Annotated in this window: 15 protein-coding genes; 13 read left to right on the top strand and 2 right to left on the bottom strand. The window is 68.2% G+C overall.

Annotated elements, in window-relative coordinates:
* Positions 1 to 73 precede the first annotated feature (73 nt).
* The 9 genes from AWC02_RS06645 to AWC02_RS06605 all read left to right on the top strand — a co-directional run bounded on the left by AWC02_RS06645 (position 74) and on the right by AWC02_RS06605 (position 8,356).
* On the top strand, positions 74 to 1,081 hold the full coding sequence (locus AWC02_RS06645; RefSeq protein ID WP_085127986.1) for an alpha/beta hydrolase: 1,008 nt from the start codon (positions 74 to 76) through the stop codon (positions 1,079 to 1,081).
* 48 nt (positions 1,082 to 1,129) lie between these two features.
* On the top strand, positions 1,130 to 2,782 hold the full coding sequence (locus AWC02_RS06640) for an acyl-CoA carboxylase subunit beta (protein WP_085127985.1): 1,653 nt from the start codon (positions 1,130 to 1,132) through the stop codon (positions 2,780 to 2,782).
* Positions 2,779 to 3,039 carry an acyl-CoA carboxylase subunit epsilon gene (locus AWC02_RS06635; RefSeq protein WP_085127984.1) on the top strand — a complete coding sequence of 87 codons (261 nt, stop codon included), beginning with the start codon at positions 2,779 to 2,781 and terminating at the stop codon, positions 3,037 to 3,039. The genes AWC02_RS06640 and AWC02_RS06635 overlap by 4 nt, the downstream gene beginning before the upstream one ends.
* Before the next feature lie 7 nt (positions 3,040 to 3,046).
* Entirely contained in the window at positions 3,047 to 3,694 is a 648-nt protein-coding gene (locus AWC02_RS06630) for a Maf family protein (RefSeq protein ID WP_085127983.1), read from the top strand.
* Between the two features lie 81 nt (positions 3,695 to 3,775).
* Complete coding sequence (locus AWC02_RS06625) at positions 3,776 to 4,615, top strand: hypothetical protein (protein WP_085127982.1); 840 nt, start codon at positions 3,776 to 3,778, stop codon at positions 4,613 to 4,615.
* Positions 4,616 to 4,703: 88 nt separating this feature from the next.
* Positions 4,704 to 5,606 (top strand): sulfurtransferase, encoded by a 903-nt coding sequence (locus tag AWC02_RS06620; RefSeq protein ID WP_085127981.1) that lies wholly within the window; start codon positions 4,704 to 4,706, stop codon positions 5,604 to 5,606.
* Positions 5,606 to 6,022 (top strand): SufE family protein, encoded by a 417-nt coding sequence (locus tag AWC02_RS06615; RefSeq protein ID WP_085127980.1) that lies wholly within the window; start codon positions 5,606 to 5,608, stop codon positions 6,020 to 6,022. Before AWC02_RS06620 ends, AWC02_RS06615 begins: the two co-directional genes overlap by 1 nt.
* 92 nt (positions 6,023 to 6,114) lie before the next feature.
* Positions 6,115 to 7,905 (top strand): acetyl/propionyl/methylcrotonyl-CoA carboxylase subunit alpha, encoded by a 1,791-nt coding sequence (locus AWC02_RS06610; RefSeq protein WP_085127979.1) that lies wholly within the window; start codon positions 6,115 to 6,117, stop codon positions 7,903 to 7,905.
* 52 nt (positions 7,906 to 7,957) lie between these two features.
* Complete coding sequence (locus tag AWC02_RS06605; protein WP_085127978.1) at positions 7,958 to 8,356, top strand: hypothetical protein; 399 nt, start codon at positions 7,958 to 7,960, stop codon at positions 8,354 to 8,356.
* 236 nt (positions 8,357 to 8,592) lie between these two features.
* Here AWC02_RS06605 and AWC02_RS06600 read toward each other — a convergent pair whose 3' ends face one another.
* Entirely contained in the window at positions 8,593 to 9,579 is a 987-nt protein-coding gene (locus AWC02_RS06600) for a TIGR03557 family F420-dependent LLM class oxidoreductase (RefSeq protein WP_085127977.1), read from the bottom strand.
* A 78-nt stretch (positions 9,580 to 9,657) separates the two neighbouring features.
* On the opposite strand from AWC02_RS06600, the gene AWC02_RS06595 reads away from it, so the two are divergent.
* The 3 genes from AWC02_RS06595 to AWC02_RS06585 all read left to right on the top strand — a co-directional run bounded on the left by AWC02_RS06595 (position 9,658) and on the right by AWC02_RS06585 (position 12,026).
* Entirely contained in the window at positions 9,658 to 10,665 is a 1,008-nt protein-coding gene (locus tag AWC02_RS06595) for an iron-containing redox enzyme family protein (RefSeq protein ID WP_085127976.1), read from the top strand.
* 193 nt (positions 10,666 to 10,858) lie between these two features.
* A complete protein-coding gene (locus AWC02_RS06590; protein WP_085127975.1) occupies positions 10,859 to 11,296 on the top strand; it encodes an STAS domain-containing protein in 438 nt (145 codons plus the stop codon).
* 43 nt (positions 11,297 to 11,339) lie between these two features.
* A complete protein-coding gene (locus AWC02_RS06585; RefSeq protein WP_237160347.1) occupies positions 11,340 to 12,026 on the top strand; it encodes an HAD family hydrolase in 687 nt (228 codons plus the stop codon).
* A gap of 25 nt (positions 12,027 to 12,051) precedes the next feature.
* Here AWC02_RS06585 and AWC02_RS06580 read toward each other — a convergent pair whose 3' ends face one another.
* Complete coding sequence (locus AWC02_RS06580; protein ID WP_085127973.1) at positions 12,052 to 12,465, bottom strand: ChaB family protein; 414 nt, start codon at positions 12,463 to 12,465, stop codon at positions 12,052 to 12,054.
* Between the two features lie 172 nt (positions 12,466 to 12,637).
* Between AWC02_RS06580 and AWC02_RS06575 the strand changes: the two genes are divergently transcribed.
* The gene (locus tag AWC02_RS06575; RefSeq protein WP_109560894.1) at positions 12,638 to 12,871 is read left to right on the top strand and encodes a hypothetical protein; all 234 of its coding nucleotides are present in this window, start codon (positions 12,638 to 12,640) and stop codon (positions 12,869 to 12,871) included.

Genomic DNA, 12,871 nt, shown 5'->3' with positions numbered 1-12,871 from the left:
CCACCAGCTCCCCGGCCACACCGGTTGAAACGCCCGGTTCGCGGGTAAGCGGCCAGGTGGAGGAGGTGATCGAATGGTCACCAGGGGTTTGACGCGGCGTGTTCACCACCGTCACAGCGCCCAGTCGGTCGCGGTGTCGCTGGCCAGCCGGTTTGTGGTGAAGAATCTGGTGCGCGTGTGGGCGCTGCAACCCGACCTGGGGTGGCCGCTCGCTTCGGTGGACCGCCTGGCTGGGGTGGTGCCGCGGCCGCCCTCAGCGCGAGTGGAGCGCTTCGCCCTCGGCCACTGCGCCGCCGAGCAGGTTCGCGCCCACGACGTCTCCGACCAGCGGGCCATCCTGTATCTGCACGGGGGCGCGTTTTTGACCTGCGGACTCAACACCCATCGCACGCTGGTCGCCCGATTGTCGCGAGCGGCGGATGCGACGGTGCTCAACGTCGGCTACCGGATGCTTCCGCAACACCGGATTGCCGACGCGATCGACGACGGCCTGAACGGCTTGCGCTGGTTGCTGCGCCACGGCTACGACCCGGAGCAGATCGTGGTCGCCGGGGACTCCGCCGGCGGCTATCTGGCATTCCTGACCGCGCTGACCGCCGTGCAGACGCAGCTGTTGACTCCTGCGGGCGTGGCGACCGTCTCACCGTTCACCGACGCGGACCCCACCGCGAAGCTGGCGCACCGCAATGCCCAGCGCTGTGCGATGTTTCCGTGCGAGGCACTCACGGCGTTCACCCGTTACCTGCAGCGCGCGCGGGCCTTGTCGCCGATCGACGCCGACCTGTCGGCACTGCCGCCGGTCACCATTCACGCCAGCATGGACGAACTGCTGCTTCCCGACGCCGAGGTGATGGAGCAGCGCCTGGATGCCGCGGGGGTGCGTTGCGACCTGCACCTGTGGGAAGGCCAGGTGCACGACTTCCCGCTGGCCGCCGACGTGCTGCCCGAGGGACGCCGGGCCATCGGCTACATCGGCGACTTCGTCAAGGAAGTCACCCTCGGCGCGGCGCAGCGGCGGCCGGACATCGCGCCCCCGCCACCGGTCCGCGAAGCCGGCGCCCCCGGCGGGCTCTTTGCCTAGGCGGGTCCGGTCGGGCGATCCGATGGCCCGCGATTAAGATCGTTTCTTATGACCAGTGTTACTGAGCACGCCGGTGAATCCCTCGTAGAGGCACAAGCCGAGCATGTCGTCGACATCCACACCACCGCGGGCAAGCTCGCCGATCTCAAGCGTCGGACCGAAGAGACCCTGCACCCGGTCGGTGAGGCCGCGGTCGAGAAGGTGCATGCCAAGGGCAAGCTGACGGCTCGGGAGCGGGTCTACGCCCTGCTTGACGAGGGCTCATTCGTCGAGCTCGACGCGCTGGCCCGCCATCGCAGCACCAATTTCGGCCTGGCCGACAAGCGTCCGCTCGGCGACGGCGTGGTCACCGGCTACGGCACCATCGACGGCCGCGAGGTCTGCATCTTCAGCCAGGACGCCACCGTGTTCGGCGGCAGCCTCGGCGAGGTCTACGGCGAGAAGATCGTCAAGGTCCAGGAGCTGGCCATGAAGACCGGCCGGCCGCTGATCGGGATCAACGACGGCGCCGGCGCCCGCATCCAGGAGGGTGTGGTCTCGCTGGGTCTGTACAGCAAGATCTTCCACAACAACATCCGGGCCTCCGGCGTCATCCCGCAGATCTCGCTGATCATGGGCGCGGCGGCCGGTGGCCACGTGTACTCCCCCGCACTGACCGACTTCATCGTGATGGTCGACCAGACCTCCCAGATGTTCATCACCGGCCCGGACGTGATCAAGACCGTCACCGGTGAGGAGGTCACCCAGGAGGAGCTGGGCGGCGCCCACACCCACATGGGCAAGTCCGGCACCGCGCACTATGTCGCCTCGGGCGAGCAGGACGCGCTGGACTACGTCCGCGACCTGCTGAGCTACCTGCCCCCGAACAACTACGCCGACCCGCCGCACTTCCCGGTACCGGCGCCCGAGGGCTCCATCGAGGACAACCTCACTGCCGAGGACCTCGAACTCGACACGCTGATTCCGGACTCGCCGAACCAGCCGTACGACATGCACGAGGTCATCACCCGGATTCTCGACGACGACGAGTTCCTCGAGGTCCAGGCCGGTTACGCCCAGAACATCATCGTCGGCTTCGGCCGCATCGAGGGTCGCACCGTGGGCATCGTGGCCAACCAGCCGACCCAGTTCGCCGGCTGCCTGGACATCAACGCCTCGGAGAAGGCCGCCCGGTTCATCCGGACCTGCGACTGCTTCAATATCCCGATCGTGCTGCTGGTCGACGTGCCCGGCTTCCTGCCCGGTACCGAGCAGGAGTACAACGGCATCATCCGGCGCGGCGCCAAGCTGCTCTACGCCTACGGCGAGGCCACGGTCGCCAAGATCACCGTCATCACCCGCAAGGCCTACGGCGGCGCCTACTGCGTGATGGGTTCCAAGGAGATGGGCGCCGACGTCAACGTGGCCTGGCCGACGGCCCAGATCGCGGTGATGGGCGCCTCCGGCGCCGTCGGGTTCGTCTACCGCCAGCAGCTCAACGAAGCCGCAAAGAGCGGTGACGATGTCGATGCGCTCCGGTTGCAGCTGCAGCAGGAGTACGAAGACACGCTGGTGAACCCCTATGTCGCCGCCGAGCGGGGCTACGTCGACGCGGTGATCCCGCCGTCGCACACCCGCGGCTACATCGCCACATCGCTGCGGCTGTTGGAACGCAAGATCGTCCAACCGCTGCCCAAGAAGCACGGGAACATTCCGCTGTGAGCGACGACGCCACCGAAGTCACCGAGGCTTCCGAAGTCCCCACCGCCACCGAGCCGCACATCAAGGTGCTGCGGGGCAACCCCACCGACGAGGACATCGCGGTGCTGGTCGCGGTGCTGGGTGCGGCCGGCGGCGGCGCCGCCGAGCCTGCCGCGCGGGACCGCAATCTGTGGGGAAACCCGGTCGACAAGCTGCGGATGCCGGTGTTCAGCTGGCAGCGGATCACCCTGGTGGAACGCACCCACATGCGCCGGTGACACACCGGTGACGCGGCTGGTTCTCGGTTCGGCCTCCGCTGGCCGGCTGGCCGTGCTGCGCGGCGCTGGAATCGACCCCCTGGTGGTGGTCTCCGGTGTCGATGAGGACGCCGTCATGGCAAGTCTGCCCGAGGACGCCGGCCCGGCTGCGGTCACCGGCGCCTTGGCCGCCGCCAAAGCCGAGCAGGTGGCCGCTGTTCTTCAGCCCCCGGTAAGCGCCGATTGCGTTGTGATCGGCTGCGATTCGATGCTCTACATCGACGGCAAGCTGTGCGGCAAGCCGCCGACGGTCGAGCAGGCCCGCATTCGCTGGCGCGCGATGGCCGGCAAGTCCGGCCAGCTGCACACCGGTCACAGCCTGATCCGGCTGCGTGACAACGTGATCACCCATCAGATCACCGAAACCGCTGTCACCACGGTGCGATTCGGTTGCCCCGATGACGACGACCTGGAGGCCTACCTGGCCAGCGGGGAGCCGCTGCGGGTGGCCGGCGGATTCACCCTGGACGGTCTGGGGGGCTGGTTCGTCGACGGTGTCGACGGCGACCCCTCCAGCGTCATCGGCATCAGCCTGCCGATGGTGCGCCGGCTGTTGCGTCACGCCGGCCTCTCGGTCGCCGAGCTGTGGGCGACCAACCCCGCTCGCCGAGCGTGAACTCCGGGCGGGATTCCCGCCGGATTCCCGCCACCACTTCACACTCGGTGCACTGTCGGTGCTGTTCGGCAGGCTCTCGTCATGGACGAGCCCTTCCTCGGCAGTGAGGCCCTCGCAGCCGGCCGGTTGACCCGGCACGCACTGCGCAGCCGGCACCGCGTCGTCTATCCGGGCGTGTACCTGCCCGCGGGCAAGCCCCTCACACCGGTGAACCGTGCGCAGGCCGCCTGGCTGTGGTCGCGGCGGCGCGCCGTGCCGGCCGGCCGCTCGGCGGCGGCGCTGCACGGCGCGAAGTGGCTCGACGCGGGTTACCCGGCCGAGCTGCACTACGCCAACCGCCGTCCGCCGCCGGGCATCAGGACGTGGGCTGACGAACTCGCCTCAGACGAGGTCACCGCGGTCGGCGGCATACCGGTGACGACGCCGCTGCGCACCGCGTTCGACATCGCGTCGCGCTACCGGCTGGATGCGGCCGTCGCCACGATCGACGCGCTGGCCCGCTCGACCAGATTGAAAGTGGCCGACATCGAACTGTTCGCCCAGCGCTACCCGGGGCATCGGGGCATCCGGCACGCCCGTGCCGCCATCGGACTGGTCGATCCGGGGGCCGAGTCGCCCAGGGAGACCTGGCTGCGCCTGCTGTTGATCAGAGCCGGCTTCCCCCGGCCCACCACCCAGATCCCGGTCTACGGCGAATACCGCACGCTGATCGCGGTCGTCGACATGGGTTGGGAGGAGATCAAAGTCGGTGTCGACTACGAGGGCGACCATCACCGTCTGAGCGTCAGGCAGTTCAACCACGACATTCGTCGTGCCGAGGCGCTGGCCGAGATGGGCTGGATCGACGTGCGCATCACCAAGGACGACACCGTCGGCGGAATCGTCGGCCGGGTGGGGGAAGCACGAGCCCGCCGAGTGTGAACTGGGGGCGGGATTCCCACCTGATTTCCGCCCCCAGTTCACACTCGGTGCGCTGGCCACAGCAAAGCAACGCGGTAGGCTCGGCATCGTGCCAGTTCCTGCCGATCCCGCGCCCGCCCTGCAGTCCTACGCCCACCCCGAACGGCTGGTGACAGCCGATTGGCTCGCGGGCAATCTCGGCAGGCCGGGCCTCGTCGTGGTGGAGTCCGACGAGGACGTGTTGCTCTACGACATCGGCCACATCCCGACCGCCGTCAAGATCGACTGGGTTACCGATCTCAACGATTCCCCGGTCCGCGACTACATCACCGGTGAGCAGTTCGCCGACCTGATGAACCGCAAGGGCATCTCCCGCGACGACACCGTGGTCATCTACGGCGACAAGTCCAACTGGTGGGCCGCCTACGCGTTGTGGGTCTTCACCCTGTTCGGTCACGAAGACGTCCGGCTGCTCGACGGCGGGCGCGACCTGTGGGTCTCCTCGGGCCGCGAGACCACCCTCGACGTGCCGTCGAAACAGACGACCGGCTACCCCGTCGTGACCCGCAACGACGCTCCCATCCGGGCCTACAAGGACGACGTGCTGGCCCACATCGGCCGGGTACCGCTGATCGACGTCCGCTCGCCGCAGGAGTACACCGGCGAGCGCACCCACATGCCGGAATACCCCGAGGAGGGTGTGCTGCGCGGCGGCCACATCCCCACCGCGGTGTCAGTCCCGTGGAGCAAGGCCGCCGACGATGCCGGCCGATTCCGCAAGCGCGAGGAACTCGAGCAGCTGTACTCCTTCCTCGAGCCCGACGACAAGCCGATCGCGTACTGCCGCATCGGGGAACGCTCCAGCCACACCTGGTTCGTGCTGACCCACCTGCTGGGCATGGAGGGGGTCCGCAACTACGACGGCTCGTGGACCGAGTGGGGTAACACCGTTCGCGTGCCCATCGTCGACGGTCCGGAGCCCGGAGCGCTACCAGCAGCCGCAGCCGGCTGATGAGTCTGCCGGAGGCATTGGCGCAGGTGGTCTCCGACTTCGCCGAGGTCGAAGGCCAGGACAAGCTGCGACTGCTGCTGGAATTCGCCGACGAGCTGCCCGAGCTGCCCGATGACCTGGCCGAGTCGGCCATGGAACCGGTACCGGAGTGCCAGTCGCCGCTGTTCATGCATGTCGATGCCGCCGACCCGCAGCGGGTGCGGCTGTACTTCAGCGCGCCCCCCGAGGCGCCGACGACGCGCGGCTTCGCCTCGATCTGGGCGGCGGGCCTCGACGGGCAGCCGGCCGACGTCATCTTGGCCGTGCCGGAGGATTTCGCCTCGCGACTGGGCCTGGCGGCCCTGATCAGCCCGTTGCGCCTGCGCGGAATGTCGGCCATGTTGACGCGCATCAAGCGGCATTTGCGCGCAGCGTAGGGGCACCTGGAACAGGTTGGGTGGTCGCGCTTTACACTGCTGTGAAGTTACATTCTTAAAGACCTTTCTTAAACATGCCATCAGGAGGGCCAGTGGCGAACCATGCCAGCTCGAAGATCTCCAAGGTGCTCGTCGCCAACCGCGGGGAGATCGCAGTCCGGGTGATCCGCGCCGCGCGCGACGCCGGATTGGCCAGCGTGGCCGTGTACGCCGAACCCGACGCCGACGCCCCGCACGTCCGGCTCGCCGACGAGGCGTTCGCGCTCGGCGGTCAGACCTCCGCGGAGTCCTACCTGGTCTTCGAGAAGATCCTGGACGCCGCCGCCCAGTCCGGCGCCAACGCCATCCACCCGGGCTACGGCTTCCTCTCGGAGAACGCCGACTTCGCGCAGGCCGTGATCGATGCCGGGCTGATCTGGATCGGGCCGAGCCCGCAGTCGATCCGCGACCTCGGTGACAAGGTCACCGCCCGCCACATCGCCGCCCGCGCCAAGGCGCCGCTGGTGCCCGGCACCCCGGACCCGGTCAAGGACGCCGACGAGGTGGTGGCCTTCGCCCAGGAGCACGGCGTGCCGGTGGCGATCAAGGCCGCGTTCGGCGGCGGCGGTCGCGGCATGAAGGTTGCGCGCACCATCGAGGAGATTCCCGAGCTGTTCGAATCGGCCACCCGTGAGGCGATTGCGGCATTCGGTCGCGGCGAGTGCTTCGTGGAGCGCTACCTGGACAAGCCGCGCCACGTCGAGGCGCAGGTGATCGCCGACCAGCACGGCAACGTGGTGGTCGCGGGCACCCGCGACTGCTCGCTGCAGCGCCGCTTCCAGAAGCTCGTCGAGGAGGCCCCGGCGCCGTTCCTGACCGACGCGCAGCGCAAGGAGATCCACGAGTCCGCCAAGCGGATCTGCAAGGAGGCCGGCTACTACGGCGCCGGCACCGTGGAGTACCTGGTCGGCCAGGACGGGCTGATCAGCTTCCTGGAGGTCAACACCCGCCTGCAGGTCGAACACCCGGTGACCGAGGAGACCTCGGGTATTGACCTGGTGCGTGAGCAGTTCCGCATCGCCAACGGCGAGAAGCTGGATATCACCGAAGACCCCGAGCCGCGCGGCCACTCGATCGAGTTCCGCATCAACGGCGAGGACGCCGGTCGTGGCTTCCTGCCCGCGCCCGGCCCGGTCACCCGGTTCGACCCGCCGACCGGCCCCGGCATCCGGATGGACTCCGGCGTGGAGACCGGCTCGGTGATCGGCGGCCAGTTCGACTCGATGCTGGCAAAGCTGATCGTCACCGGCGCGACCCGTACCGAGGCCCTGGAGCGCGCCCGGCGCGCCCTGGACGAGTTCCACGTGGAGGGGCTGGCGACCGTCATCCCGTTCGACCGGGTGGTGGTGCGCGACCCGGCGTTCGTCGGCGACGAGAACGGCTTCTCGGTGCACACCCGCTGGATCGAGACCGAGTTCGAGAACACCATCGAGCCCTTCAACGGCGGCGAGCCCCTCGACGAGGACGACGCCCAGCCGCGGCAGAAGGTGGTCGTCGAGGTCGGCGGCCGGCGCGTGGAGGTGTCGCTGCCCGGCGATCTGGCCCTGGGCGGCGGCGGCGGGGCTGGTGGAGCCATCCGCAAGAAGCCCAAGGCGCGCAAGCGTGGCGCGCACGGCGGCGCGGCGGTGTCCGGTGACGCGGTCACCGCCCCGATGCAGGGCACCGTGGTGAAGGTTGCCGTCGAGGAGGGCCAGGAGGTCGCCGCCGGTGACCTGGTGGTGGTTCTCGAGGCGATGAAGATGGAGAACCCGGTCACCGCGCACAAGGACGGCACCATCACGGGCCTGTCGGCCGAGGCCGGATCGGCGATCACGCAGGGCACCGTGCTCTGCGAGATCAAGTAACCGGCCTCCCCCGTCCGACAGCCGTGCTGAGCCCAAGAGCGAGGAACCGGACATAGAGCCGGTCGAGATCAACGCCGGCCCGTGGTATCTGCGGATGCCACGGGCTGACGACCGGGTCGATGATCGCCCGAGCCTCGCCGACCTCGGTGAGACGGATCCGGACTACGTGGCCAAGGCCGCCCTGGGGTGGGCCGGCGAGACGCGCTATCTGTGGGCGGTGTGCAAGCCGACGACGGGTGAGCTGCTGGCCGAGGTGACGCTGGATCCGGTCTCGGGCGAAATCAGCACCCGCCACCGGGCAGGCCACCTCGACGCCGCCCAGACCGGGGCACAGTCGGTGTCCCGTTTCGCCGCGGGCGCTTTAGGGATGACGGTGGTGACCGCCGGCGGGGTGGGTGGCCCGGTGTCGGGTGATGTAAAACCAGATCGAGCCGACGATCGCCAAGACTAGCGCGACGATCCCGAAACCCAGGGTCCACTCACCGTTCTGCTGGGCGGCGGCGCACAGCGCGCCCACCAGTGCAGCCGTGGCCATCAGCAGCACGGCCAACGCCGGCAGCTCATGGCCATCCTTGAACACCAGTCCGGTCCGCGGTCGCGTCGTGCGCCGTAGGTCCATGCCTTCCTCGGTGTCGTCCATGAGACTGTCTGTACCCGAAGCGCAGTCCCCCGAAACCCCGGTGGCCCCTAGGCCGCGGCGTCGCGCAGCGCCGCCAACAGCGGTCCGGCAGCCTCTTTGAAGAAGGCCTCCTGGGATTCGCCACCGATCTGGATCAACGCGATGTCGGTGAACCCCGCTTCCCGATAGGCGCCCACGGCCTGCACGATCGCGTCCAGATCCGGACCGCACGGGATCGCCGCCGCGACGTCCTGGGGCGTCACGTAGCGTGTGGCCGCCTCGAAGGCCGCCGGGGTGGGCAGCTCCGCGTTGACCGGCCAACCGCCGCCGAACCAGCGAAACTGCCGGTGTGCACGCTGCACCGCCGTGTCGCGGTCTTGATCCCAGCACACCGGCAACTGCCCGACGATGCGTCCGCCGGGCAGCCCGGTCCCCTGCCGGGCAGCGTGCCAAGAGTGCACCAATTGGCGGTCGGGTTGCACCGCGATCAGGTGATCGGCGGCTGCGGCGAACCTCTCGACTCCCTTGGGACCCGACATCGCGACGGCCAGCGCGACCGGAATGTCGGGGAGGTCCCACAACCGCGCCTGGTCGACGTGGAAGTAATCGCCGTCGTGGTTGACCGTCTCGCCCATGAGCAGCTCGCGGATGATCTTGATCGCTTCGGTGAGCATGGCTTGGCGGCGCGCGAGATTCGGCCAGCCGGGGCCGGTCACAATGTGCTCGTTGAGGTTCTCGCCACTGCCCAGGCCCAGGGTGAAGCGGCCCTCGGCGAGGATCTGCACGGTGGCCGCCTGCTGAGCCACGATCGCCGGGTGGTAACGCATGGTGGGACAGGTCACGTAGCTGTACAGGTCCAGCTGGGCGGTGGCGTGGGCGATCGCACCCAGCAACGCCCAGGCGTTGGGAGCATGCCCCTGTGATGCCAGCCAGGGCGAGAAGTGATCGCTGCAGACCGCGAAATCGAAGCCGTGCTCCTCGGCCGCAACCGCGCAGCGCACCAGTTCGGCGGGACCGTTCTGCTCGGTCATCAGGGTGTAGCCGAAGCGTGTCATGCTCGCGGGGTACCCACGGTCCTACCGGCGAAACGGCACCGCCGTTTGGTGAGGCGGGTGCGCGGGGTACACGCGAGGGTGCCCACCGCAGCGATTCAGACCGAAGCGAACCTGCCCCTCGAGTGCGGGCCCCTGTCGGCGGCGGTGTGCCGGCTTCTGCGCCGGCCACCCGGGACGTCGCCGGGGCCGCTGCCGCCCACCGCCGGCGTCGACGGCTACGCGCGCGACCTGCAACTGGCGCTCTACGTCTGCTACGAGCTGCACTACCGGGGCTTCGCCGGCGTGGACCCCGGCTGGGAATGGGACGCCACGTTGTTGGCGCTGCGCGCCGAACTCGAGCGGGCATTTCTCGACCGGGTGCGCAGTGATGTCGGGCCCGTGCCCGCGTCCGCGTCCGCCCGCGCCGAGATGGACGCTGCCGCGACGGAGCCGCTGCACGGTACCGGGCCGTCCTGGTACCTGCGCGACCGCGGCACCTGGGACCAGGCCCGCGAATACTTCGTGCACCGCTCGCTGTATCACCTCAAGGAGGGCGATCCGCACGCCTGGGTGATCCCGCGGCTCACCGGCCAGGCCAAGGCCTCGTTCGTCGCGGTCGAGTTCGACGAGTACGGCGCCGGACGGGGCGCGCGGGTGCACCAGCAACTGTTCGCCGATCTGCTCACCGCCGCCGGCCTGGATGCCGGGTACCTCGCCTACCTCGACGTGGTTCCCGCCGAATCGCTGGCAGTGGTGAATCTGATGTCGCTGTTCGGGCTTCATCGTCGCTGGCGGGGCGCGGCCGCCGGACATTTCGCCGCCACCGAGATCACCTCGCCGCCCGGATCGAGCCGAATCGTCGCGGCATTGCGCCGCTTCGGTGCACCGGACGCCTGCGTGGCGTTCTATGCAGAGCACGTCGAGGCCGACGCAGTGCACGAACAGGTGGTCCGCGCGGACGTTATCGGCGACCTGTTGGACCACTCTCCGCGGTTGGAGACCGATGTCGTGTTCGGTATCCGGGCTCACGATGCTGTGGAAAGTCGGCTCGCCGATGTCATGACGTCAGCCTGGTCAGCGGGGCGTTCGTCGTTGCTGACAAACTGAAAGTTAAGTCTGGGCTGGGAGTTTCCCGAAAGTGTCGGACGATCCCTTTACCAGTCGAAGCGGATGTCGGTAACGTCTGGTTTCTCCGGTTGAGCTCACAGCCGCAGTGAAGCGTCCATGTCAACACGGATCCGTAAGTGATTTCGTTGACATGATCCAACAGCACGATTCGTCGACTGATGGAGCCATAAGCATGACCACCATCGATTTGTCGCAGAACGCTTTCGCCGCGCCCGCCACAGAAGCCACCCAGGTCTGGCGGAGTCATACCGCCCGGTTCACCGTCCATTGGGGCCGCACGGGTGCCGTCGTCGCCGTCAACGGAGAGGTCGACGCCGTCAACGCCGGCCCGTTCGCCGACTACGCGCAACGTTGCGCCGAATGCTGCGAGTGGCTGGTAGTCGACTTGGCTGAGCTGACATTCATTGGCACCGCCGGTTTTACGGCGCTGCAATCGATCAGCGCGCGGTGCGAAAGCGCGCAGACGCAATTCAAAGTGGTCACAAGCCCCGCCCTGTCGAACCTGCTGCGAATCTGTGACCCGCAGTCGCGTCTTCCGCTGGTTACCTCGCTGGCGGATGCCTTGGCCGACGTTCAGCGGTCGGGCCGCCCGCTTCGCCTGGTGCCCTGACGGTCCTCACCCCGCCGGGACATCGGCGACGGAAGGGGAACACGTGCGTGGGCAACCGGCTGTGCTGTTCGACATCGACGGCACCCTCGTCGATTCCAATTACCTGCATGTGTACGCCTGGCAGCGTTCGTTCGCCGAGTTGAACGTCGAGGTGGAATGCTGGCGCATCCACCGCGCCATCGGCATGGACGGCGCGGAGCTGGTACGCACATTGTCCGGCGATGCCGATGAGGACGTTCGCCACCGGCTCCAAGACCTGCACTCGCGCTACTACCTTCAGTCCGCGGAGCTGCTCGCACCACTTCCGGGAGCTCGCGCACTTCTGGAATCGGTTGCCGCCTTGGGCCTTCCGGTGGTGCTGGCCACTTCTGCCCCAGAGGACGAGTTGACGGTCCTGCGCCAGGTCCTCGCGTGCGATGAGTTGATCACGGCAGTCACCTCATCGGCCGACGTCGATGTCGCCAAGCCGCACCCGGGCATCATCGGCGTCGCACTGGATCGCGTCGGCGCCACGGCTGAAAGCGCGGTCTTTGTGGGCGACGCGGTCTGGGACGCGAAGGCATGCGCACGTGCGGGGGTGGTCAGCATCGGTCTGCTCAGCGGCGGCGCATGCCGCTTGGAGCTGGAAAATGCCGGGGCCGCTGCGGTTTTCGACAATGCCGAGGATCTGTCGGCACACCTGGGTCAGACGCCGATCGCCGGGTTGGCCGGCGGCCGCGGCCCGCAGTGAATGGCGGACGGCCGCCGACAGTCGGCTACTTTCCCCGGACCCGGCGGTTGTGTTTCTTGATCGCCGTGACCAGCTCGGACTTTCGCATCGTCGAGCGTCCGTGAATGTCCAGCCGCCGGGCAAGGTCGAGCAGGTGCCGCTTGCTCGCGTTGGCGTCGACGCCCTCTGCTGAGCTTCCGGAGTTGTTCGGCCCGCCACCGGCCGCGAGCTGATCTGAGGGGCCCCGCTTCTTCTTCGGCTCCCAATGGTCGCCGACCTTCTCGAAACTGTGCTTGAGCGCTGCGTAGGCGACTCGGTGGGCGCGCTGCTCGCTGCCGTACTCCTTGGCCGCCGCGTCGTGGGCTTTGGCGAAGGTGCGTTGTGCCTTGGCGCTGGAACGCTGCAGCGTGGTGGGCAACTCGCCGCGTTTGGCGGTGCCGCTCTTCGTCGTCTTGGGCATGAGACCTCCAATAGCGATCCGATGCCTCCGGGATACCCACCGGGTCCGGCCGGAAATCCTCTGCCGCATCCATGCGGATGGTCAAACCTCGCGATCGAGGCCGGTTTCTGCGAATCAGGTTTGAAATGGCTTTGGCCGGGGAATGGTGGCCCTACAGGTGAATGGAGGACGGATGCGCTTCGGTGGATTGGCCGGGACGGTGGTGCTGTTGTGGTTGCTCATCGGCGCCTTCGCGGCGTGGCAGCGCGGGTACTTCCACGAGGGCCCCACCAGTTGCGCCTCGGCCGGTACCATCGCCGTCACCGTCTTGGCCGGCCCGCTGAACTATGCGGGCGTCAAGCCTGTGGTCTCGGATTGCCGTTTACCGCAGCCCTCTTCGTCGGATGCGGTCAGTTTCATTGTGTGA

The sequence above is a fragment of the Mycolicibacter engbaekii genome (genome assembly GCF_002101585.1).
Lineage (GTDB): Bacteria > Actinomycetota > Actinomycetes > Mycobacteriales > Mycobacteriaceae > Mycobacterium > Mycobacterium engbaekii.
Note: the sequence above shows the minus strand (reverse complement) of the source record. Positions and strands in the feature narration are given on the sequence as shown.

Excerpts from the sequence above, each read along its gene's own strand:
- AWC02_RS06645 (WP_085127986.1), top strand. The coding sequence starts at position 74 with ATGGTCACCAGGGGTTTGACGCGGCGTGTTCACCACCGTCACAGCGCC.
- AWC02_RS06640 (WP_085127985.1), top strand. The coding sequence starts at position 1,130 with ATGACCAGTGTTACTGAGCACGCCGGTGAATCCCTCGTAGAGGCACAA.
- AWC02_RS06625 (WP_085127982.1), top strand. The coding sequence starts at position 3,776 with ATGGACGAGCCCTTCCTCGGCAGTGAGGCCCTCGCAGCCGGCCGGTTG.
- AWC02_RS06615 (WP_085127980.1), top strand. The coding sequence starts at position 5,606 with ATGAGTCTGCCGGAGGCATTGGCGCAGGTGGTCTCCGACTTCGCCGAG.
- AWC02_RS06600 (WP_085127977.1), bottom strand. The coding sequence starts at position 9,579 with ATGACACGCTTCGGCTACACCCTGATGACCGAGCAGAACGGTCCCGCC.
- AWC02_RS06590 (WP_085127975.1), top strand. The coding sequence starts at position 10,859 with ATGACCACCATCGATTTGTCGCAGAACGCTTTCGCCGCGCCCGCCACA.
- AWC02_RS06580 (WP_085127973.1), bottom strand. The coding sequence starts at position 12,465 with ATGCCCAAGACGACGAAGAGCGGCACCGCCAAACGCGGCGAGTTGCCC.
- AWC02_RS06575 (WP_109560894.1), top strand. The coding sequence starts at position 12,638 with ATGCGCTTCGGTGGATTGGCCGGGACGGTGGTGCTGTTGTGGTTGCTC.